The organism is Burkholderia sp. Bmkn7 (genome assembly GCF_041103175.1).
Taxonomy (GTDB): Bacteria; Pseudomonadota; Gammaproteobacteria; order Burkholderiales; family Burkholderiaceae; genus Burkholderia; species Burkholderia cepacia.
Genome location: NZ_JBGCUH010000003.1, coordinates 1,083,639 through 1,106,066, shown reverse-complemented (window position 1 = coordinate 1,106,066; position 22,428 = coordinate 1,083,639). Strand labels below are relative to the sequence as shown.

At 64.8% G+C, this 22,428-nt stretch carries 20 protein-coding genes; 6 read left to right on the top strand and 14 right to left on the bottom strand.

Annotated features, from left to right (window positions below):
• Positions 1-30 precede the first annotated feature (30 nt).
• The 4 genes from AB3K92_RS26560 to AB3K92_RS26545 are packed head-to-tail and all read left to right on the top strand — an operon-like array spanning position 31 to position 7,236.
• Complete coding sequence (locus AB3K92_RS26560) at positions 31-1,338, top strand: ABC transporter ATP-binding protein (protein WP_060058373.1); 1,308 nt, start codon at positions 31-33, stop codon at positions 1,336-1,338.
• Complete coding sequence (locus tag AB3K92_RS26555) at positions 1,338-5,012, top strand: polysaccharide pyruvyl transferase family protein (RefSeq protein ID WP_369466142.1); 3,675 nt, start codon at positions 1,338-1,340, stop codon at positions 5,010-5,012. The genes AB3K92_RS26560 and AB3K92_RS26555 overlap by 1 nt, the downstream gene beginning before the upstream one ends.
• Before the next feature lie 14 nt (positions 5,013-5,026).
• On the top strand, positions 5,027-6,127 hold the full coding sequence (gene wecB / locus AB3K92_RS26550) for a non-hydrolyzing UDP-N-acetylglucosamine 2-epimerase (RefSeq protein ID WP_226191542.1): 1,101 nt from the start codon (positions 5,027-5,029) through the stop codon (positions 6,125-6,127).
• Positions 6,118-7,236, top strand: coding sequence for a glycosyl transferase (locus AB3K92_RS26545; protein WP_369466140.1), 1,119 nt, complete (start codon positions 6,118-6,120; stop codon positions 7,234-7,236). The genes wecB and AB3K92_RS26545 overlap by 10 nt, the downstream gene beginning before the upstream one ends.
• Before the next feature lie 157 nt (positions 7,237-7,393).
• Here AB3K92_RS26545 and rfbD read toward each other — a convergent pair whose 3' ends face one another.
• From rfbD to rfbB, 4 genes are read right to left on the bottom strand one after another with little or no spacing between them, the layout of a single operon-like run.
• Entirely contained in the window at positions 7,394-8,278 is an 885-nt protein-coding gene (gene rfbD, locus AB3K92_RS26540; protein WP_185731794.1) for a dTDP-4-dehydrorhamnose reductase, read from the bottom strand.
• A 7-nt stretch (positions 8,279-8,285) separates the two neighbouring features.
• Positions 8,286-8,837, bottom strand: coding sequence for a dTDP-4-dehydrorhamnose 3,5-epimerase (rfbC, locus tag AB3K92_RS26535; protein ID WP_059485307.1), 552 nt, complete (start codon positions 8,835-8,837; stop codon positions 8,286-8,288).
• Positions 8,822-9,715: a glucose-1-phosphate thymidylyltransferase RfbA gene (rfbA, locus tag AB3K92_RS26530; RefSeq protein ID WP_059485308.1), complete on the bottom strand. Its 894-nt coding sequence runs from the start codon at positions 9,713-9,715 to the stop codon at positions 8,822-8,824. The genes rfbC and rfbA overlap by 16 nt, the downstream gene beginning before the upstream one ends.
• Before the next feature lie 11 nt (positions 9,716-9,726).
• Positions 9,727-10,788: a dTDP-glucose 4,6-dehydratase gene (rfbB, locus tag AB3K92_RS26525; protein WP_059860433.1), complete on the bottom strand. Its 1,062-nt coding sequence runs from the start codon at positions 10,786-10,788 to the stop codon at positions 9,727-9,729.
• A gap of 340 nt (positions 10,789-11,128) precedes the next feature.
• Between rfbB and AB3K92_RS26520 the strand changes: the two genes are divergently transcribed.
• Positions 11,129-11,968, top strand: coding sequence for a symmetrical bis(5'-nucleosyl)-tetraphosphatase (locus tag AB3K92_RS26520; protein ID WP_369466137.1), 840 nt, complete (start codon positions 11,129-11,131; stop codon positions 11,966-11,968).
• 45 nt (positions 11,969-12,013) lie between these two features.
• On the opposite strand, the gene AB3K92_RS26515 is transcribed toward AB3K92_RS26520, so the two are convergent.
• The 8 genes from AB3K92_RS26515 to AB3K92_RS26480 form a co-directional block, all read right to left on the bottom strand.
• Entirely contained in the window at positions 12,014-12,871 is an 858-nt protein-coding gene (locus AB3K92_RS26515; protein ID WP_060319962.1) for a 1-acyl-sn-glycerol-3-phosphate acyltransferase, read from the bottom strand.
• 19 nt (positions 12,872-12,890) lie between these two features.
• Positions 12,891-14,180, bottom strand: coding sequence for a dihydroorotase (locus AB3K92_RS26510; protein WP_369466134.1), 1,290 nt, complete (start codon positions 14,178-14,180; stop codon positions 12,891-12,893).
• Positions 14,181-14,241: 61 nt separating this feature from the next.
• Positions 14,242-15,273: an aspartate carbamoyltransferase catalytic subunit gene (locus tag AB3K92_RS26505; RefSeq protein ID WP_006476735.1), complete on the bottom strand. Its 1,032-nt coding sequence runs from the start codon at positions 15,271-15,273 to the stop codon at positions 14,242-14,244.
• A gap of 73 nt (positions 15,274-15,346) precedes the next feature.
• Positions 15,347-15,859: a bifunctional pyr operon transcriptional regulator/uracil phosphoribosyltransferase PyrR gene (gene pyrR / locus AB3K92_RS26500; protein WP_048024273.1), complete on the bottom strand. Its 513-nt coding sequence runs from the start codon at positions 15,857-15,859 to the stop codon at positions 15,347-15,349.
• Positions 15,846-16,295 (bottom strand): Holliday junction resolvase RuvX, encoded by a 450-nt coding sequence (gene ruvX / locus AB3K92_RS26495; protein WP_059498355.1) that lies wholly within the window; start codon positions 16,293-16,295, stop codon positions 15,846-15,848. Before ruvX ends, pyrR begins: the two co-directional genes overlap by 14 nt.
• On the bottom strand, positions 16,292-16,870 hold the full coding sequence (locus AB3K92_RS26490; RefSeq protein WP_027788202.1) for a YqgE/AlgH family protein: 579 nt from the start codon (positions 16,868-16,870) through the stop codon (positions 16,292-16,294). The genes ruvX and AB3K92_RS26490 overlap by 4 nt, the downstream gene beginning before the upstream one ends.
• A 193-nt stretch (positions 16,871-17,063) precedes the next feature.
• Positions 17,064-18,365: a hypothetical protein gene (locus tag AB3K92_RS26485; RefSeq protein WP_104765861.1), complete on the bottom strand. Its 1,302-nt coding sequence runs from the start codon at positions 18,363-18,365 to the stop codon at positions 17,064-17,066.
• Between the two features lie 103 nt (positions 18,366-18,468).
• Entirely contained in the window at positions 18,469-18,639 is a 171-nt protein-coding gene (locus AB3K92_RS26480) for a rubredoxin (RefSeq protein ID WP_004186709.1), read from the bottom strand.
• Positions 18,640-18,893: 254 nt separating this feature from the next.
• Here AB3K92_RS26480 and AB3K92_RS26475 point away from each other — a divergent pair, with 254 nt between their 5' ends.
• A complete protein-coding gene (locus tag AB3K92_RS26475; protein WP_027788204.1) occupies positions 18,894-19,760 on the top strand; it encodes a hydroxymethylpyrimidine/phosphomethylpyrimidine kinase in 867 nt (288 codons plus the stop codon).
• A 187-nt stretch (positions 19,761-19,947) separates the two neighbouring features.
• Here the strand turns inward: AB3K92_RS26475 and groL are convergent, their stop codons facing one another.
• Positions 19,948-21,588: a chaperonin GroEL gene (gene groL / locus AB3K92_RS26470; protein WP_021163332.1), complete on the bottom strand. Its 1,641-nt coding sequence runs from the start codon at positions 21,586-21,588 to the stop codon at positions 19,948-19,950.
• Between the two features lie 46 nt (positions 21,589-21,634).
• Positions 21,635-21,928, bottom strand: a complete 294-nt coding sequence (gene groES, locus AB3K92_RS26465) for a co-chaperone GroES (protein ID WP_011351136.1) — start codon at positions 21,926-21,928, stop codon at positions 21,635-21,637.
• Between the last annotated feature and the right edge of the window lie 500 nt (positions 21,929-22,428).

The window sequence follows — 22,428 nt, the reverse complement described above, 5'->3', positions numbered from 1 at the left end:
GAACACGTGAAAGCTAACTCGCTCCCTCTCATGCAAACTCGCGAGCCTGAACCTACAAGCCAAACGGAACAGCTGCTCGTCAACGTCGAGCACCTCTCCAAGTGCTTCCGTATCTACGACAAACCGGCGGACCGGCTGCGGCACTCGCTCGCGACTCGCATCAAGCTCCCTGGGAGCAATTCCCGGCAATACGGTCGCGATTTCTGGGCGCTGCACGACGTCTCTTTCCCCGTCCGGCGGGGAGAGACCATTGGAATCATCGGCAGAAACGGTTCCGGAAAGTCGACATTGCTGCAAATCATTGCCGGCACGCTGTCGCCGAGCGACGGCTCGGTCACGGTCAACGGCCGGATCTCCGCACTGCTGGAACTCGGCGCCGGGTTCAATCCGGAATTCAGCGGCCGCGAGAACGTGATGCTGTCTGCCCGAATCATGGGCATCACGTCGGAAGAAATCCGCGCGCGTTTTCACGAAATCGAAGCGTTCGCCGACATCGGCGAATTCATCGACCAGCCCGTCAAGACCTACTCGTCGGGCATGTACGTCCGGCTCGCATTCGCGGTAGCCATTCACGTCTCCCCCGATATCCTGGTGGTCGACGAGGCGCTTGCGGTCGGCGATACCGCGTTTCAGACCAAATGCCTGACGCGGATCCGGAAGATGCAGAAGGAAGGCGTCACGATCCTGCTGGTAACACACTCCACCAACACCCTCGTCGAGTACTGCGACCGGGCCATCTACCTGAAGCGGGGCCGGCTGGTAAAGGACGGTCCGTGCCGCGACGTGGTCAAGCTCTATGCGAACGACCTCGTCGACGAAGAAGGCGGGAGCGCGATCGACATCGAGGTGCCGACACAGCACACCGACACCGATTCCCCCGCCAGCCCGGCGGTAAGCGATGCCATGACGGCCATGTCGGACCGGACGTCGATTCTCGACGTGAAGATCGAGGATGCGAACGGCAAGGAACGCACGACCTTCTCGTTCAATGAAGCGTTCCGCGTCGTCGTATCGATCAGCGTGTCCGAGCCGAACCCGAAGCCTTGCTTCGGACTTCAGATCAAAAGCATCGACGATATCGTGCTGTGGAGCGCGACCACCCAGCACATGAATATTGCGCTCCCGCCCCTGTCCGCCGGAACGTACCAGTTCACCTGGAAGATGCGCGCGAGCTTCTCCGGCAACCGCTATGTGCTGGCGGTCGGCGTCGGCGATATCGCCTCCGGCGAATACAAACGGCACGCGCGCCTGCCCTATGGTGGCCACATCGACGTGCTTCCGGAAAACAACAGTGGATCGGGGTGGCTCGCGCCGTGTCCGGTATTCGAGTTCGAATGATGACGGAGAACGACACCATGCAAGCGCGCAGCATCAAGGTCGTCGCGGTCGGCTATTACGGCGCACCCAACGTCGGTGACGAATTGTTGCTGGGCCTGCTCGCTCGCCAGGTTCGGGAGCGCGGCGGCGAGCTCGTCGCACTGAGCATCAACCCCGAATATACGACGCATGCCCACGGCATCGCCGCCGTCGACTATTTCAATCTCGGTGCCGTCGGCCGCGCGCTGTCCGACGCCGATCTGCTGGTATTCGGCGGTGGCGGCATCTTTCAGGATCATCATCCGTTCAACGTCGAGGCACTTTACGACCCGACCCAAAACGATATCGCGGGCTATGCGCGGATTTTTTACATGGCTCGACAGTTCGGGGTCCGCACGGTCATCTGGGCACACGGTGTCGGACCGCTGGTCAACCCGGCCGGCCGCGACATCACGCGCGACGTGTTCACGCATGCAGATCACGTTTCGCTACGCGATACCGACTCCGAGGCGCTTCTGCACGATATCGGCGTACGTCGGGACATTCCCGTCGGCGCCGATCCGGGCTGGGCATTCGTCAGCCGCCCGCCCGCCGAAGTCCACATTTCCGGCAAGCTCGCCCCGTTGGGGACAAAGAAGAAGCTGGCGGTCATCGCCCGATCGTGGGAGTTCAACCGGAACTGGGAAGGAAAACTCGTCGCCGCGTTGAACGAAGCGCTGGACGACAGCTGGTCGATCGTGTGGCTCGGCTTTCAATGGAGCGTCGGCGACCAGGAGCGTCTCACCGATCGATCCTTTCTCGAGCACCTCAAGCTCGCGGTGTCGCCCCATATCGAAAGCGTCATCATTGACCGGATCACGCCCGACGAGGCATTCGCGGTCATCGGCGAGTGTGACGCCGCGTTCTCGATGCGCCTGCACGGAAGCATCCTCGCGCTCGGAAAATCGATCCCGGTCGCGGCGCTGGAATATGACGCCAAGATGGCGCGTGCGCACGATATGGCGGGCCTGCCGGCGTCGCTGCGCCTTCAGCTGAACGACGACGCAGCGGACTTCACCTCCGCAGTGCGCAGGCTGACACATCCGGATGGCGCGCCCTGGATCATCGCGCAGGAAAAGCTCGACGCGCTAAACGCTTCGGCCTGCGTACATTCAACCGTACTGGACGACGCTTTTGCGGCCGTTCGCTCCGCGTCCGGCGGAGCCCCGCGTCGCTGGAGCAGCCAGCAGCTGGACTGGATGAGCACATGGCTCGAGCAGCTCATCTGGCAAAAGAATGGCGCCGCTCGCATGAGCGAGAAGGCGCTCGACCTGCTGCGCTACCGCGATTCACAACTCGCCGAGAAAGACGCACGGGTCGGCCAGCTTGAGACGGAACTCGGGAAAACAGTGGGTTTGCTGCACTTCCGCGACGCACAGCTTGCGCAACAGGAAGAACAGGTCGCCGAGCTTCAGAACAGACTGGAACTGGCGAACCACAAACTGCTCGCGGCGGAAGCGTTCGTCAAGCATGCGTCACAGATGCATGCCGCACAAACGACGACGCTCAAGGACTCCGCTCGAAAAGTCGCGGAGGAACAAGCTGATAAAATTTCAAGCCTGAAGGCAACGATCCGGCAATTCGAGCAGGGTCACGCCCAATCCGAAGCACTCACGCAACCCAATGTGGCCGCAGCCGCAATTCACTCCACTTCGGGATCCTCTATGCTTTTTCGCCGGTACATGTCCGCCCCTCTCACCTACATGAGCCGTGCCGCCTATATTCTGCGCAATGGCGGCGTACGCGCGCTCGTGTCTGCTGCACGACGCCATTACCGGTATCAGCAAGCACAGCAGCAGATCCAGCAGGCCGCCATCGAAGTGGCAAGCGGCACTCCGACTGCGGAAGATCAACGCCTCTCGTTCCGCGCAGCAGCCAAGCTGCAACGCGAAGAAATCATCGTCATCGCCGCTCACGCCTACGATTGGGCGGGTTCCGGGCATCGCTACGCACAACTGACCACGACGGCGCTCGCCGCGGGCCATCGCGTTGTCTATCTGGTCGTGCCTCCGGATACGGGCTCGACGCCCGCGCCGCTCACGCCCCGCATTCCCGGATTGATTCACGAATATATCGATCCGACGAAGATCGAGGACATTTTCGGTCAGGTATCGGAAAGCGCGAAATTGATCATCGGCGTGCCCGACTCCCGGGTCACACCCTTTTTCGAGTTCGCGCGCAATCGCGGGCTCGAAACGATCCTCGACATCGCACAGGACTGGAGCCACGATGGCCAGGCCATGCGCGTCCTCGAGTCGATCGCCGTCGATGCCGATCGATGCACCGTCGGCATGCCGGCACTTGCAGACACCCTCCCGCAGCCTGCTCGGGAAAAAATCGAGCTGCTGCCCGGTGCCGCGGTTCATACGGTCTTCGACGTCTACAAGCAGTACAACCGTCCGGGCGACATGCCGTCCAAGCGCCGCAGCGTCGCACTGTTCTACTCGGTCGACGGACTCGACTCGGTGGATTACCAGTGGTTCAAGGAAACCGCGGAGCGCAACGCCAACGTCACGTTCTGCGTGATCGCCGATGGGCAATTGACGCCGGGCCTGCCGGATAACGTCGTCATGCTTGGCATGCGGCACACGAGCGAAGTGCCGGCCTACATCGCCCATGCGGATTTCATGTTCTTCCCGCTTGCGGCGCGGAGCCTGCGCTACGCCGACTCCACCGCAGGTATTTATGCGGCGCTGCTTCAGCGCAAGCCGGTCGTGTGTTCGATGGAACTTGGCGTGACAGCCACCCCGCTGCTGCACGTTCGCACGGACCTTGCGTCGTTCGCGGCGCAATGCGGCGCACTCGCTGCGGCAGAACCCGTCACACAAAACGACGACATCTTCGTTGCGGGCAACAGCTGGCTCGGCCGCATCGAGCAGCTGTGCCCGCCGCAGCCCCGGCATGACGTCAGCGTCGTTATCCTGATCCACAACAACGCGGGCATCATCGCACGCTGCCTGCAGACCCTGCTCCAGCACGCTGCGCCATACATAGCGGAAGTGATTGTCGTCGACAATGCAAGTTCCGATGGTGGCGCAGAACTCGTCGAGCGCGAATTTCCCAACGTCAGGCTGGTCCGCAACCCGGAGAATGGCTGCTCGTCGGGACGTAATCTCGGCGTTCAGCACAGCACGGGCAAGTACATCGTCTTCTTCGACAGCGATCAGTGGTTTGTGGGCGCGTCGGGTTTCGAAGAAGCGCTGCACGTCCTGGAAAACGACGCGAGTGTCGGCGTCATCGGATGGAATGCAGGCTGGTTCGACGCCACGCGCACCGATCTCGGCGGCATGATTGCCGACTATTGTCCGAATCGGGCGATGAACGCGGCGGCAATCCGCGACGGCTATCGTGCCGACATCGGCTTCCTCGGCACCAGCGGCTTCTTCATGCGTCGGCGCACGTTCGATGCGACGCAAGGATTCGATACCTTCTACGACCCGACCTGCTTTGAAGATACGGACCTGTGCTTCCAGGTCAAGGCACTCGGAATGAAGGTCACTTACCGGGATTTGTCCGGAATCCGCCATCAGCCCCATCAAACGACCGGCGCCGACAGCGGCAGCGAGGCCTATCGCAAGCTATTCCTTCGAAACGCGAACTACTTCAAGGAGAAGTGGCGCGATTACCCGCATTTCTATCTGGACTACATCGATTGATTCGAAGCGACAGCATGTCTAGAACCATACTGTGCGTCGTAGGCACGCGACCGGAGGCCATCAAGATGGCGCCGGTCATCCTGCGTTTGCGAGCGGATCCGGGATTCAAGGTGCACGTGCTCGCGACCGCGCAACACCGCGATCTGCTCGACCAGATCCTGACCTGTTTCGATATCAAACCGGATGTCGATCTCGACATCATGCGTCCGAATCAGGGGCTTGCCAGCCTGACGTCGCGTCTGCTTGACGGCATCGATGCCGTGCTCGTGGACAAGCGTCCCGATCTCGTACTGGGACAAGGCGACACCACGACGGTCATGGCCACGGCGCTTGCATGCTTCTATCGGCATATACCGTTCGGTCATATTGAAGCGGGCCTGCGTACCCGCGACCTCCGCAATCCGTTTCCTGAAGAGATGAACCGCGTTTTCGCGGGGCGCCTTGCAAGGCTGCATTTCGCGCCGACAGCGAGTTCGCGCGACAACCTCTTGCATGAAAACATCCCCAGCGACCAGATCTGGGTGACCGGGAACACCGTCATCGACGCGCTTCACACTGTCTTGCGGACACATCCGTCCTGCGGCGTCGATATCGACGACACGAAGCGGCTGATTCTGGTCACCGCGCATCGCCGGGAGAATTTTGGCGCTCCGCTCGAACGGATCTGCCATGCCATTCGCCGGATTGTCGACGCCAACGACGACGTCGAGGTGCTGTTTCCCGTTCATCCCAATCCGCACGTCCAGCGTACGACGCGCGAACTGCTGTCGCACCACGCCCGGATCCGACTCTGCCCGCCGCTCGACTATGTGCCGTTCGTCGCCGCCATGCAGCGCTCGTACCTCATCCTCAGCGACTCGGGCGGCGTGCAGGAAGAAGCGCCCGCTCTGGGCAAACCGGTCCTGGTGTTGCGCGACGAGACCGAGCGCCCGGAAGCTGTCGAAGCCGGTGTCGTCAAGCTCGTCGGCACTCAAACCGATACGATCGTCGATGCGGTCCAGCTGATGCTCGACAACGCCGACGAGTACAGCAAGGTTGCACGCGGCGTCTCGCCCTACGGTGACGGAAAGGCAGCTCAGCGGATTTTCGACGTCATCCGGGAACAATGCGCGTGATCGAACAACTCGTCTATCTGTCGCCGGTGCCATGGAGCAGCTTCGCACAGCGACCTCACAAGTTCGTCGAGTGGTTTCATCAAGAAACCCATGGCCGGGTGCTCTGGATCGATCCGTATCCAACCCGCCTGCCCATGCTTCAAGACTTGCGCCGTCCATCCGGCGAAGGCAAGTCCGACGCGCATACCGCCGCGCCACCTTGGCTCGACGTCGTCCGCATTCGCAGCCTTCCGCTCGAGCCACTGCCCCTCGGCACCGCAATCAATCGATTCGGATGGCGTGACATCACGCGTCGCGTCACGCAATTCTGCGCCGAGCGCAACACGCTTCTCGCGGTCGGAAAGCCGTCCGCGCTCGCGCTCGACGTGTTACGAGCGGCTCGTCCCGCCCGGTCGCTCTACGACAGGATGGACGACTTCCCGTCGTTCTATCGAGGCGTTTCGCGCTCGGCGATGAAACGCACCGAACTCGCTGTCGCGCGCGAGGTCGACACGGTTTTCGTATCGTCTTCGGGCTTGCGCTCGAGTTGGAGCAGTATTCGGCCTGACGCCAAGCTGGTCCACAACGGGCTCGATCCAGCCGTCCTTCCGGCGTTCCGCGAAAAGACGTCGGATCATACCGGGCCGCATGTACTGGGTTACCTGGGCACCATGGGGCCGTGGTTCGACTGGCAATGGCTCGCTGCGCTTGCGCAATGCAGCCCCGCGGACACGATCCGGTTGATCGGGCCGTTATTCCATCCCCCGCAAATCGCGCTGCCCGCGAACGTGCAGATTCTTCCGCCGCTGAAGCACGCCGCCGCTCTCGCCGCGATGTCGGATTTCGACGTCGGCCTGATTCCGTTCCTGCGCAACCCGCTCACGGACGGTGTCGATCCGATCAAGTATTACGAGTACAGAGCGCTTGGATTACCGGTCATCTCGACCCCTTTCGGAGAAATGGCAACGCGGTGCGACGAACCCGGTACATTCCTCTCGAGCGGATCCGAGAACCTGTCTTCAATCGTTGTCGAGGCACTCGAATACCGGACGGCGCCCGACGAGGTATCGCGGATCCGGAGCGCAAACAGCTGGGCCGCCCGTTTCTCGGCAACAGGCATTCTCGGCTAGTGTTTCATCCCTGCTCGATCGCGGTTTGTTTTGGCATGCAAGGCTGACAAGACGGCAACGCTCGGTGACGGGACCCGCCGCTTGCGCGACTGCCCGTTACCCTGACGCTCCCCGTCAATACCTGGCGATGCAGGGGTTCGATCGCCAGCGCTCCCTTTCAGTCGGCCATGCAGAGGCCCAGCGCGTATTCCCAATCGGGCAGATGCAGGCCGAACGTCTCGGCGAGTTTGCCGTGGGACAAGCGCGAATTCGCCGGACGACTTGCGCGCACCGGAAACTCGCTCGCGGAAATCGGCACCACAGCGGGTGCGTCGTCACCCATCGCGATGCCGAGGATCGCCTTGGCGAAACCGTGCCAGGACGTCTCGCCGGCCGCACTCAGATGATAGGTTCCGGAGCGCGCCTGCCACCACGCCTCATCATGGGCCGCCAGCCCTTTGGAGAGGATGTGCGCAGTCGCGGCTGCAATTGTTTTCGACCAGGTCGGCGCGCCGACCTGATCGGCAACCACACGCAATTCGGGTCGCTCCGCGCCCAGCTTGAGCATCGTGCGCAAGAAATTCCTGCCACGTCGCCCGTATACCCAGCTGGTTCGCAAGGTCAGATACGCGCACCCTGCGTTCTCGATCGCACGCTCGCCCTCGAGCTTGGTCGTCCCATACACGTTCAGCGGATTCACTGCATCGGTCTCGGTATACGCGCCCGCCTTGGTTCCGTCGAACACGTAATCGGTCGAGTAGTGAATCAGCACCGCACCGCTGCGCGCAGCCTCTTCCGCCAGGACCCGCGGCACATCGGCATTTATGCGTCTTGCCGCATCGACGTCGTCCTCGGCATTGTCAACGGCCGTATAGGCAGCCGGATTCACGATGAAGGCCGGCTGCAACGCCCGCACGACAGCACGGATCCGGTCGAGATCGGACAGATCGAGCATCGAGCGGTCGCACGCCACCACACGGCCGAGCCCCTGCAGCGAGCGCAGCAGTTCAAAACCTACCTGACCCGTGACACCGGTTACGAGGATCGTCGACTCGGAATTCATCACGACCTCACTCAAAAAGATCAGCGTCCATCAACCGCATGCCCGCGGCATCCTTGACGGCCAGCAGCGGCTCGCCATCCAGCGGCCACGCGATCCCGATGTCCGGATCATTCCAGACAATGCTGCGCTCGTGCTCGGGAAACCAATAATCGGTCGTCTTGTAGAGAAACTGAGCAGACTCGGACACCACAAGGAAGCCATGCGCGAACCCCGGCGGAACCCAAAGCTGCCGATGGTTGTCGGCGGACAGCGTCACGCCGACCCACTTGCCGAAATTGGGCGAACTGCGGCGCACATCGACTGCGACGTCGAACACCTCTCCCTCGACCACGCGTACCAGCTTGCCCTGTGTGTGTTCGATCTGGTAGTGCAGCCCGCGCAGCACGCCCTTTGCGGATCGCGAGTGATTGTCCTGCACGAACTCGATGCCCGGAGCGACGTGCTCCGCAAACTCGCGCGCGTTGAAGCTCTCGTAGAAATACCCGCGCGCGTCGCCGAAGACTTTCGGCTCGATAAGCTTGACTTCGGGCAGTGCCGTTGCCGTTACGTGGATTGCCATGCGACCTGATGGGTGAGTAGGTTCCGGAGATACTGCCCGTAGGCGTTCTTCGCGAGCGGCTGTGCCAGTTTCAGCACCTGCTCCGCGTCGATCCAGTTGCGGCGGTACGCGATCTCTTCGGGACACGCAACCATGAGCCCCTGACGCTTCTGCAGCGTCGCGATGAACGTCGCCGCCTCGATCAAGGAATCGTGCGTACCCGTATCGAGCCACGCATAACCGCGCCCCATGAGCTCGACGTCGAGCTGGCCCGCCGCCAGGTAGCGCGAATTGACATCGGTGATCTCGAGCTCGCCGCGCGCCGACGGCTTGATGTCGGCTGCGATGTCGCAAACCTGCCTGTCGTAGAAATACAGCCCCGTGACCGCATAGCTCGAACGCGGCTTTGCCGGCTTCTCTTCAATCGATATCGCGCGGAATTCGCGATCGAACTCGACCACGCCATACCGCTCGGGGTCCTGAACGTGATACGCAAATACGGTCGCGCCCGTATCCTTCGCGTTGGCCCGCTCGAGCTGCTTCGCGAGATCGTGCCCGTAGAAAATGTTGTCGCCGAGGATGAGCGCCGACGGATCGTTGCCAACGAAGTCCCGGCCGATGACGAACGCTTGCGCGAGCCCGTCCGGCGACGGCTGCGTCGCATACCGGATATTCATCCCCCACTGGCTGCCGTCGCCGAGCATCGACTCGAAGCGCGGGGTGTCCTGCGGCGTCGAGATGATCAGCACGTCCCGGATGCCTGCAATCATCAGCGTCGACAGCGGATAGTAGATCATCGGCTTGTCGTACACCGGCAGCAGTTGCTTCGATACTGCGTGCGTGATCGGATAGAGCCGTGTGCCTGAACCGCCGGCGAGAATGATGCCCTTGCGTGCCATCGCCTCTCCTGTCAAACGCGTGCTGCGTAATTGGTCTCGACCCACTTGCGGTATTCGCCCGAAGCCACCTCGTCCGACCACGCCTGGTTGTCGAGATACCAGGCGACCGTCTTCGCGAGGCCGGTTGCGAACGTCTCGGCCGGCTTCCAGCCGAGTTCGCGCTCGAGCTTGCGCGCATCGATCGCGTAACGGCGATCGTGCCCCGGACGATCCTTCACGTACGTAATCTGGTCGCGATACGTGCCTTGCGCCTTGGGTCGAGCGTCGTCGAGCAGATCGCACAGCGTATGCACGACGTCGAGGTTCGTCATTTCGTTCCAGCCGCCGACGTTGTAGGTCTCGCCCGGTGTGCCGCGAGCAAGCACTTCGCGGATCGCGCTGCAGTGATCGCCGACGTACAGCCAGTCGCGGATGTTCTGGCCATCGCCGTAGACCGGCAACGGCTTGCCCGCGAGTGCATTCGCGATCATCAGCGGAATCAGTTTTTCGGGGAACTGGTACGGGCCGTAGTTGTTCGAGCAGTTGGTCGTGAGCGTCGGCAGGCCATACGTATGGTGATACGCACGCACCAGGTGATCGGAGCCCGCCTTTGTCGCCGAGTACGGGCTGTTGGGCGCGTACGGTGTCGTTTCAGAGAACTGCGGATCCGTTGCGGACAGCGAACCAAACACTTCGTCGGTCGACACGTGCAGGAACCGGAAGCCGGCCTGCTCCTCGTCGGGCAACGCGCTCCAGTACTGGCGCGCGGCCTCGAGCAGCGTGAAAGTGCCGACGACGTTGGTCTGAACGAACTCGGCCGGACCGTGAATCGAGCGATCGACGTGACTTTCCGCCGCGAAATGCAGGATCGCGCGCGGCCGGTGTGCGGCCAACAGCGCGTCGAGTGCCGCGCGGTCGCAGATGTCGACGCGGGCGAATACGTGCTTCGGGCTTCCGTTCAGCGATTGCAGCGTGCGAAGGTTGCCTGCATAGGTCAATTTATCGACGTTGAGCACGGCCTCGTCGGATTGACGCAGCCAGTCGATTACGAAATTGGCGCCGATAAAACCCGCGCCGCCCGTCACCAGAATCATGAGGCTCCCTCTCGTCATACATGGCGTGCCTCAAGCGCGAGCCGCCACAAACTCCGGACGCGACGATGACGTGCACGTCCCCCCAAGGCGGGCATTCTAACTGCTGACCGTAACCGTCAAAACCATGAAATGCTAATTTTGTTGAGGGGCCACTGATTATAAGAAGCGGGTTGGGTCAAAATCCACGTCGCTAACAACTTGAAACAGCGCCCCGGCCCCTCCCCCGAAAAAATCCCCATTCAAATCAATACGTTAAAATTCACCGAATACGCTCGCAGTTGCATTGCAGCGATCGCATCCTTTTTCGACCCGCGTCAGGATTTGTAACAACTTGCCTCCCATGACCCGCACCCCCATCGCCATCGGCGACATCCAGGGCTGTCATTCCGCTCTCCAGTCGCTGCTCGACAAGCTGTCCCCACCTGCCGACACCCCGCTCTGGATCGCCGGCGACGTCGTCAACCGCGGGCCCGGCTCCCTCGCCGCCCTGCGCGCCGTTGCCGACCTCGGCCCGCGTGCGACCGTCGTGCTCGGCAATCACGACCTCCACCTGCTTGCGGTCTCCACCGGCCTGCGCACCGAGCGCCCGGGCGACACCATCGGCGAAATCCTCGACGCCCCCGACGCCGACGCGCTGCTCGACTGGGTCCGCCACCGCCCGTTCGTGCATGCGGAAAACGGAATGCTGCTCGTGCATGCGGGCGTGCTGCCGCAGTGGGACACCACGCTGGTGCTCGAACTCGCCGACGAACTCCAGCGCGCGCTGCGCGCGCCCGACTGGCGCGACACGCTGCAGCAGCTGTACGGCAACGAGCCGAATCAATGGAGTCCCAACCTGAAGAAACGCGACCGGATGCGCGTCGCGTTCAACGCATTCACGCGCGTGCGCTTCTGCACGCCCGACGGCGCGATGGAATTCAAGGCGAACGGCGGCCTCGACAGCGCGCCGCCCGGCTACCTGCCGTGGTTCGACGTACCGGGGCGCCGCACGGAGGACGTGACGGTCGTGTTCGGGCACTGGGCCGCGCTCGGCCTGATGCTGCGCGAGAACGTCGTCGCGCTCGATTCGGGATGTGTATGGGGTAATCAGCTGTCGGCCGTGCGGCTGACGGCCGATCCGGCGCAGCGCACGGTCACGCAGGTGCAGTGCGAAGCGTGCCGCTCACCGGGCGGAGAGTGACGAGAGACTGATTCGCGGGGCCGGAGGTGGGTCGGCCCCAACGCGTCAGCCCTCTCGCCCCGGCACGGGCGCGTCGGCCGCCTCGTTCCCCGCTTCGCCGCCACCGACCTCGGTCACCGGATACGCATGCTTCGCCAGTTCCGCGAGCGACTCGGCCGACGGCTTGCCGACCCTCTCCTGCAGCGTCGCGAGCGCGGCCGCGATCGCATCGCGCGCCGCGGCGGACGTCGCCCGCCGGTCGCCGCCCGGCGCGATCGGCTCGCACACGTAAAGATGCGCGACGATCGGGCCGCCGCGCAACACCATGTCGAGCGACTTGCCGAGCGCCAGCTCTCCCGTGTAGGCCGGCGCGACCGACTGCCGCCGCTGCGCGTCCTCGTACATCAGGCAAATCGGCTGCACCGCGCAGCCCGCCGATACCGCGGCCTGGAACAGGTTCGCATGGAACGGCAGCAGTTCCTGCCCGTCCGTCGTCGTGCCTTCCGGAAACACGCACATCAGCCCGCCGTTGCGCAGGCGCTCGGCCATTTCGTGCATGACCCGCATCGCCTCGGTGCGCTTCTCGCGCTGCAGGAACACGGTGTCGAGCTTCTCGGCGAGCCAGCCGACGACCGGCCATTGCCGCACCTCGGCCTTCGACACGAACGGCGTCGGCCGCCACGCGTTGATCGTGTAGATGTCGAGCCAGGACACGTGGTTGCCGACCACGAGCGCGCTCGCATCGAGCCGCGCGCCGTCGTTATGAACGACGAGGCGCATCCCGCAGATCCGCAGCAGCTTGAGCGACCAGCGGCGCGTCATCTCGGCACGCCGCGCGGGCGTGACGTGCGAAAAACGCAGCGCGACGATCGCCATGCCGCGCAACAGGTGAAAGACGAGACGCAGCTTGCGAAGGGCAATCATGGCGAAGGTCCGGCGTGGTTCAGGAGCGCTCGAACGCGATCTGTCCGGCGACGAGCGTCGTGCGCACGCAGGCGGGCAGTTCGTAGCCGAGGAACGGCGAGTTGTGGCCCTGGCTCTTCAGCGCACGCGGCTCGACGCGCCAGTGTGCGCGCGGGTCGAACACGCACAGGTCGGCCGCACCGCCTTCGGCGAGGCGGCCGGCCGGCAGCTGCAGCACGTCGGCCGGCGCCGACGTGATGCGGCGCAGCGCCTGCGCGAGCGGCGTACGCGTCTCGTCCGCCCACTTCAGCGTCAGCGACAGCAGCAGCTCGAGCCCCGTCGCGCCCGGCGTCGCTTCGCCGAACGGCAGCAGCTTCTCGTCGTCGTCGACCGGCGTGTGGTCGGAGCAGATCGCGTCGATCGTCCCGTCGGCGAGCGCCACGCGAATCGCTTCGCGATCGCGCTCGCTGCGCAGCGGCGGATCGAGCCGGAACTGCGAATCGAAGTAGCCGACGTCGACATCGATCAGGTGCACGTGATTCACGCCGACGTCGCACGTCACGGGCAGCCCCTCGGCCTTCGCCGCGCGCACGAGCGCGAGGCCGGCCGCCGACGACAGCCGCGCGAGGTGCACGCGTGCGCCCGTCACGCGCATCAATTCGAAGATGGTGTGCAGCGCAATCGTCTCGGCCGCGACCGGCACGCCGGACAGCCCGAGCCGCGACGCAAGCGCGCCGCTCGCGGCAACGCCGCCACGGCCGATGAATGCGTCCTGCGGGCGCAGCCACGTGGTGTAGCCGTAGGTGCTCGCGTACTGCAGCGCACGCAGCAGCACCTGCGTGTCGCGCACCGGCACGTTGGCATGCGTGAAGCCGACGCAGCCGGACTCGGTCAGCGCGACCATCTCGGTGATCACTTCACCCTTGAGGCCGACCGTCAGCGCGCCGAGCGGATGCACGTTCGCCTGGTGGAGGTTGCGCGCGCGGAACTTGAGCATCTCGACGAGGCCCGGCTCGTCGAGCACGGGGTCGGTATCCGGCGGGCAAACGAGGGTCGTGACACCGCCCGCGACGGCCGCGGCCATCTCGGACGCGAGCGTCGCCTTGTGCTCGTAGCCCGGCTCGCGCAGCCGCGCGCACAGGTCGACGAGGCCGGGCGCGACGATCAGGCCCGATGCGTCGATGGTCTTCCCGGCGTTGAAACCGGCCGGCGCGGCGGTGCCAGCGTCGGCAATCGCGGCGATCTTGCCGTCCGCGACGAAAACGTCGGCCTGCCGTTCGGTGCCGGCGACCGGGTCGATCAGCGTGCCGCCTTTGATATGAATCTTCATGCGCTGTCTGTGAATGCGTTGAATGCGTTGAGTGCCTGGATCAGGATGCGCGAAAGCGGGCTCAGTCGCTGTTGCCGGCGACGATGCCCATCACCGCCATCCGCACGGCGATGCCGAACGTGACCTGGTTGAGGATCACCGACTGCGGGCCGTCGGCGACCTGCGAGTCGATCTCGACGCCGCGGTTCATCGGGCCGGGGTGCATCACGATCGCGTCGGGCGCGGCGAGCGCGAGGCGCTCGGGCGTCAGGCCCCAGGTCTTGAAGTACTCCTGCGCCGACGGCAGCAGCGCGCCGCTCATGCGCTCGTTCTGCAGGCGCAGCATGATGATCACGTCGACGCCCTTCAGACCTTCGTCGAGATTGTGGAACACCTTCACGCCCATCTGCTCGAGGCCGCCCGGCAGCAGCGTGCGCGGGCCGATCGCGCGCACTTCCGGCACGCCGAGCGTGGTGAGCGCGTGGATGTCGGAGCGCGCGACGCGCGAATGCAGGATGTCGCCGACGATCGCCACGCGCAGCTTCGTGAAGTCGCGCTTGTAGTGACGGATGGTGTACATGTCGAGCAGGCCCTGCGTCGGGTGCGCATGACGGCCGTCGCCTGCGTTGATCACGTGCACGTGCGGTGCGCAGTGCTCGGCGATCAGGTACGGCGCGCCGCTCGACGCATGACGCACGACGAACAGGTCGGCATGCATCGCCGACAGGTTGTTGATCGTGTCGAGCAGTGATTCGCCCTTGCTCGTCGACGACGCATTGATGTTCAGGTTCAGCACGTCGGCCGACAGGCGCGTCGCGGCGATCTCGAAGGTCGTGCGGGTACGCGTCGAGTTCTCGAAGAACAGGTTGAACACGGACTTGCCGCGCAGCAGCGGCACCTTCTTCACTTCACGGTCCGTCACGCTGACGAACTGCTCGGCCGTATCGAGGATGTGATTGACGATCGAGCGCGGCAGGCCCTCGATCGACAGCAGGTGCTTCAGCTCGCCGTTTTTCGTGAGCTGCGGATTGCCCTTCAGGAAGCCGTAGCGGAACCGGTCGGGGCTCGCGGCCGCAGCGGGATTGCCGGTGCGGCCAGTGGTGTCGGTGGTCATGGTGTGCGTGATTCCAACTATGCAAACGGGCCGCGGTGCAAACCAGCGGCCCGGGATACGGTTCGCGTGCCGCTCAGGCGCCGTGCGCCTCGACGCGCAGTGTGAACTGCGCGTCGTCGCGCGCGAGCACGAGCGTCGCGCCGGCCGGCACGTCCAGCGTGCCGCCCGCGAAGCGCGCGGCGACCGGCAGCTCGCGGCCGCCGCGATCGGCGAGCACCGCGAGCTCGACCGCGGCTGGACGGCCGTAGTCGAACAGCTCGTTGAGCGCCGCGCGCACGGTGCGCCCGGTATACAACACGTCGTCAACGAGCACGATGCGCGCGCCGTCGACTTCGAACGGCAGCGACGTCGGGCTGGCCTGGCTGTGCAGCCCCTTTTTCGCGTAATCGTCGCGGTGCAGCGCGACGTTCACGACGCCGAACGCCGGCGCGCCGAGATCGCGCGCGAGGCGCTCGGCGAGCCATGCGCCGCCGCTGTGAATGCCGGCGAGCCGCGGGCCGCCTGGTTCCGCGAACGCCGTGCCGTACGCGGCGCGGATCTGGTCGAGCAGGACGCGGTAAAGCGCCTCGGCGTCAATGGTGCTCATGGTCGGACAATTGATCGAGATACTGTTGAAGGATGACGCGCGCGGCCTCGGCATCGAGCATCTCGGCCCGGGCACGGCCGCGCACGTTGCGCTCGCGAAGCCCGGCCTCGGCCTCGACCGACGAATAACGCTCGTCGACCCACGTGACGGGCAGCCCGAAGCGGCCGTTCAGCTGGTTGCCGAAGCGCTTCGCCTGCTGCGTCATGTCGTGCGGCGTGCCGTCCGGATGCATCGGCAGGCCGACGACGAGCGCGTCCGGCCGCCATTCGGCCAGCAGTTCGCCGACCGCCTTGAAGCGGTGTTCGCGGTTCAGGTTCTGGATCACGACGAGCGCACGGGCCGAGCGCGTCAGCGCATTGCCGATCGCGACCCCGATACGTTTTTCGCCGTAGTCGAACGCGAGCAGCGTCGCATCGCGCGCGCTCGCGCCACTCATGCGTGCCCTGCTTCGCCGGACAGCATCGACGAACTGACGCCGAGCAGGCCGAGCGCGGCTTCGAAGCGCTCTTCGGCCGGCGTGTCGAACACGATGCGCGGATCGGCGGCGACCGTCAGCCAGCCGTTGCGGGAAATTTCTTCCTCGAGCTGCCCGGCCCCCCAGCCCGCATGGCCGAGCGTCAGCAGGAAGCGTTTCGGGCCGTTGCCCGTCGCGACCGCCTCGAGCACGTCCTTCGACGTGGTCATCTCCAGCCCGCCCTCGACGGACATCGACGAGTTGTAGCTCGCGCCCTCCACCGGCTCGTGCAGCACGAAACCGCGCTCGGTCTGGACCGGGCCGCCGAAATACACCGGAATGTGCAGCAGCGGCTCGATGTCGAGCTTCAGGTCGATGCGGTTGAACAGCGATTCGAGGTCGATGTCGGTAGGACGATTGATGACGAGGCCGAGCGCACCGCGCTCGCTGTGATCGCAAAGATAGACCACCGTTCCTGAAAACGTCGGATCCGCCATGTTCGGCATGGCGATCAGGAACTGGTTGGTGAGATTGATGCGATCGGAAGGCTTTGACATGGTTTGAATTTTAGCAAAGACGCCGCGGCCTGACCGGGCCGCGATCAACAAGCAACGCCGCGCCGCGCTGGCAACGGCGCGCGCGGATCACACGGCACTCTAACACGCGCGCGGGCGCTGTCGGCAGCGTGTTGCAGGCCCGCGCTGCAAGGGCCGCCGCGGCGTGTTCGTCCCCTGCTCGTCCCCCTGTTCGTCAGGCCCGGCCGAGCGCCGCGCCGAGCGCGCCGGACGCCGCGGTGAGGTCCGGCGGCGCCACGCCGGCGGCGATCTTCAGCAGCGCCCCGCGCAGCATGTCGGACGCGTGGCCGTGCGCATCGAGGCCGCCGTCGGCGAGCGGCACGCCGTGCGCCGCACGGCGCCACGCCAGGCCCAGCGTATCGGCCAGCAGCGCCGCGTGGCCGAGCCCGAGCGCGCAGGCGGCCGTACCGACCCGGTAGGCGGCGCCGGACGCATGCCATGCGGCCCCCGCGTCGGCCGCGGCCGGATCGGCTGCGAGGTCGGCCATCGACGCATCGGCCGTCTGCAGGAAATCCTCATAGGCGTGTGCATTGACCGTCACGACGCCGAGCGCGCGGGTCGGCGCGGCGGCAACCGCATCGTGCTCGGCCCGGGCGGCATCGGCCTCCCACAGCGCCTCCGATGCGGGCGTGCCGGCGACGTGCCAGTCGACCGTCAGCCCGTAGTCGTGCAGCACGTCGACGAGTGCGACATCCTCGGCTGCGGCGCCGAACAGCGCGAAATCGCGCCACAGCAGCGCCACCGTCTCGCGCACGAGTTCCGGCGGCGCACTGCGCCGGCCCTGCGCGTGCTCGCCGAGCAGCAGGTTCGTCCGCGCGAGAAAGCGCTTCAGCTCCGGCGCGCCGCTGGCGCGCAGCGCGCGCACGCACGCGGCCGCGAGCCGCCAGAAATCGTAGGGATCGTCGCCCGCGAGCGCCGCCAGCATCGCGTCGAGTTCGGCGAGTGCCGCATCGGGCGCGCCGTGTTCCGCGCGCAGCACGCCAAGCAGCGCCTGTTCGTAGCGGGCACGAATCCGGGTCGCAAACGCATCGGGCAACGCGCGCAGCGTGGCCGGCGGCACCGCGCGGCCGACGAGCGCGAGCGCGTCGAGCGGCGCGCTCGCGCGCAGGTCGGCGGCGCTTTGCGCGCGCAAGGCGCGGAAATGCTCGAAGAGAACGGGCGAGCACGCGAGCTCGCGCAGGTTGTGACGGCCGACGGCCGCGCGGAAATCGCGCAGTGCGGCCCGCCAGCCAGCCGAAGTCGGCTCGACGGCGACGAGCGGCACGGCGGCCGACAACTGCCCCGCGAATCGCGCGGCCGGCAGCCAGCCGGCTTCCGCCAGCACGGCCGCCGCGGCGGACAGCGGCGCGGCCGCGTCGTCGCGACGCTCGAATGCGTCGGCAGCCGCCGCAAGCCACGCGTCGGCCGCGCGCACGGCCCCGCCGCGCGGGTTGGGCAATGCGTCAGGGTGGGGAACGTTCGCCGGTTCGGGCCTCATGCACGCGCGCGCCTGTCATCGTCAAGTCGCTCGCGCAGGCCTCGGCGCGCGAGCGCCGGGCCGATGCGAGGCCTGAGCGGTGTGCCGTGGGCCGAGGGTCCGGTCAGATCTGGACCATCTCGAAGTCTTCCTTGCGGGCGCCGCATTCAGGACACGTCCAGTTGATCGGGACGTCTTCCCAGCGCGTGCCCGGGGCAATGCCCTCTTCGGGCAGCCCGGCTTCTTCGTCATAAATCCAGCCACAAATCAGGCACATCCAGCTCTTGTATTCCATCTTAAGCCGCGTCGGGAAAGTCGGTAAATTCGGGAGCCATGATGGTACCGTGTCGGGGCCGGACTGCCTAGCAATCGCGCTGGAGTAAGGCGACTACGTTGCGCTGCGCTAAAAAATCCGTCGTGCGGGCCGGATTCCGCCGCATAATGGCTGAAAAGTGCGGCCTGCCGGGCAACACAGGGCCGAAAACGCCCATTTCGCCTCGCCGTCCGCATGTCCGTCGCTTTCCCGTTTTTCTCTTGCCCCATTTTTACATGTCCAGCAACGCCCCTCCGATCGTCCTCACCTTCGGCCTGTCCGATCCCACCGGCGGCTCCGGCCTCCAAGCCGATCTGATGACCCTGGCGAGCATGGGCTGTCACGGCGTGTCCGTCCTGACGGGCTACACGGTGCGCGACTCGGCCGCCTGCGACGAAGTCACCGGTCTCGATCCCGACGTGGTCGCCGCCCAGGCGCGCATGCTGCTCGAAGACATGCCGGTTGCCGCGTTCAAGATCGGCGCGGCGACGCGTGCGGAAGTCGTGAGCGCGATCGCCGAGGTCGTCGCCGACTACGACGGCGTGCCGCTCGTGCTCGCGCCGGACTTCACGCTCGACGACGAACACGTGCTCGCCGCCGACGACCTGCGCGAATCGATCGCCGACCTGCTCGCGCCGCAAACCACGCTGCTGGTTGCCGACTACGCGACGCTGATCGCGCTCGCGCAGCCGGACGGCGACGCCGAGGCGCCGAATCTCGACGCGGCCGTGTCGCACCTGCTGTCGCAGGGCTGCGAGTACATCCTGTCGTCCGAGACCGGCTCGCATCGGCTCGTCAACACGTTGTACGGCGAAGAAGGCCAGCTGCGCGAGGACATGTGGGATCGTTCGCCGCATCGGCTGATGGGCATCACCGACACGCTGGGCGCGGCCATCGCGGCACTGCTCGCGAACGGCCAGGAGCCGCCCGAAGCGGTTCGTGAGGCGCAGGAATACCTGTACCAGGCCGTGCGTGACGCGTTCCGGCCCGGCATGGGCGCGTATTTGCCCGACCGGTTCTTCTGGGCGCGCAGCAATGAAGACGCCGATACCCCGCCGGCGGTCAAGGTCGACCCGGTGCCGAGGACGTCGCACCGGCATTGAGCCTGACACGGCGGGCACGTCCCGCCGTCGCGGCGAACCGGCGGCGCCATCCTTGCCGCACCCGGCCGTCCCGCGCCCGCCGCCGATTCGACGGCACCAATAAAAAAAGACCCGCATCGCTGCGGGTCTTTTCTTTTGGCTGGAACGCGCATCGCTGCGCGCTCCGGACACCATCGACCGAAGTCGATTACATGTCCATGCCCATGCCGCCCATGCCGCCCGGCATGCCGCCCGGCATCGGTGCGTCTTCCTTCGGCAGTTCGGCGACAGCTGCGTCCGTCGTCAGCAGCAGGCCTGCAACCGAAGCTGCGTTCTGCAGTGCGGTACGCGTGACCTTGGTCGGGTCGACGACGCCGGCTTCAACCATGTCGACGTACTCGCCCGTCGCTGCGTTGTAGCCGTAGTTGCCCGTACCTGCAGCAACTGCCGCCACCACGACGCTGGCTTCTTCGCCGCCGTTCGTGACGATCTGGCGCAGCGGCTCTTCCATTGCGCGCAGCACGATCTTGATGCCGGCGTTCTGGTCGGCGTTCGCGCCGGTCAGGCCTGCGATCGCGGTGCGAGCGCGGATCAGCGCAACGCCGCCACCTGCCACGATGCCTTCTTCCACAGCTGCGCGCGTCGCGTGCAGTGCGTCTTCGACACGTGCCTTCTTTTCCTTCATTTCGACTTCGGTCGCTGCGCCGACCTTGATCACTGCAACACCGCCGGCCAGCTTGGCCACGCGCTCTTGCAGCTTTTCACGGTCGTAGTCCGACGTCGCTTCTTCGATTTGCGCGCGCACTTGCTTCACGCGTGCTTCGATGTTCACGGCTTCGCCTGCGCCGTCGATGATCGTCGTGTTTTCCTTGCCCACTTCGATGCGCTTCGCCTGGCCCAGTTCTGCCAGCGTTGCCTTCTCGAGCGTCAGGCCGGTTTCTTCGGCGATCACTTGGCCGCCCGTCAGGATCGCGATGTCTTCCAGCATCGCCTTGCGACGATCGCCGAAGCCAGGCGCCTTGACCGCAACGGTCTTCAGGATGCCGCGGATGTTGTTCACGACCAGCGTTGCGAGCGCTTCGCCTTCGATGTCTTCAGCGATGATCAGCAGCGGACGGCCAGCCTTCGCGACTTGCTCGAGCACCGGCAGCAGATCACGGATGTTCGACACCTTCTTGTCGTGCAGCAGCACGAACGGGTTGTCGAGGACGGCGACTTGCTTTTCCGGGTTGTTGATGAAGTACGGCGACAGGTAGCCGCGGTCGAACTGCATGCCTTCGACGACGTCGAGTTCGTCGGCCAGCGACTTGCCGTCTTCGACGGTGATGACGCCTTCCTTGCCGACCTTGTCCATCGCTTCAGCGATGCGATCGCCGATCGACGTGTCGCTGTTCGCCGAGATCGAGCCGACCTGTGCGATTTCCTTGTTCGTCGTGCACGGCTTGCTGATCTTCTTCAGCTCGTCGACAGCCGCTGCGACTGCCTTGTCGATGCCGCGCTTCAGGTCCATCGGGTTCATGCCCGATGCGACGTACTTCATGCCTTCGCGAACGATCGATTGCGCGAGGACGGTTGCCGTCGTCGTGCCGTCGCCTGCGTTGTCGCTGGTCTTGGAAGCCACTTCCTTGACCATTTGCGCGCCCATGTTCTGGAGCTTGTCCTTCAGCTCGATTTCCTTCGCGACCGACACACCGTCCTTGGTGACCGTCGGGCCGCCGAAGCTGCGCTCGAGCACCACGTTGCGGCCCTTCGGACCCAGCGTGACCTTGACTGCGTTGGCGAGAATGTTCACGCCTTCGACCATCTTCGAACGGGCGGAATCGCCGAATACGACGTCTTTAGCTGCCATCTTCTAACTCCTTGAATTCTTGGGAATATGTACCGTCGGTGGACGCTTACTTGGCGTTGACCACGGCCATGATGTCTTCTTCGCGCATGACCAGCAGTTCGTTGCCGTCGACCTTCACGGTCTGGCCTGCGTACTTGCCGAACAGGACGCGATCGCCGACCTTCACGTCGAGCGCGATCGGGGCGCCCTTGTCGTCACGCTTGCCCGGGCCGACGGCCAGGACTTCGCCCTGGTCCGGCTTTTCAGCAGCGGCGTCGGGGATCACGATGCCCGAGGCGGTCTTGGTTTCCTGATCCAGGCGCTTGACGATCACGCGATCGTGCAAAGGACGAAGGTTCATATTCACTCCTCTCTTGACTGAGATTGAAGAACGCTTAGGGAATCTGCCCGGCTTATCGCCCGGCAGAGAATTGTTAGCACTCTCGTGCAGCGAGTGCTAATTATATGGACGGGTTTTGACAAATTCAAGAAGGGAAACCGGACGAATTTTCAGGGCGGAGACGCAGCGCAGAAAGCGCGCGGAAACGGCAAAAAATCCTTTCACAACAGCCCCTTACATTCACTTTCCGGCCAACCTGGCAGGCCCGCGCGGCCCAGAAATCTCATCCAGCCCCGTTTGGACACCGGGAAAGCACGGAGTTCCTGCGATCGATGCCATCACACAAAAACTTCCGTAACGGCACCACATCTGTCCGCTGACACACCCCCTCCGGCACCAGCCCAATACCTCGCGCGCCCCACCGCGCAGATCCATCGACTCACATCGAATCATTCATTTTTATTACGCCGATATTTACGGTTTACCTCTGCACTAAACACGCCAAACGCCCTGTCCGTAAG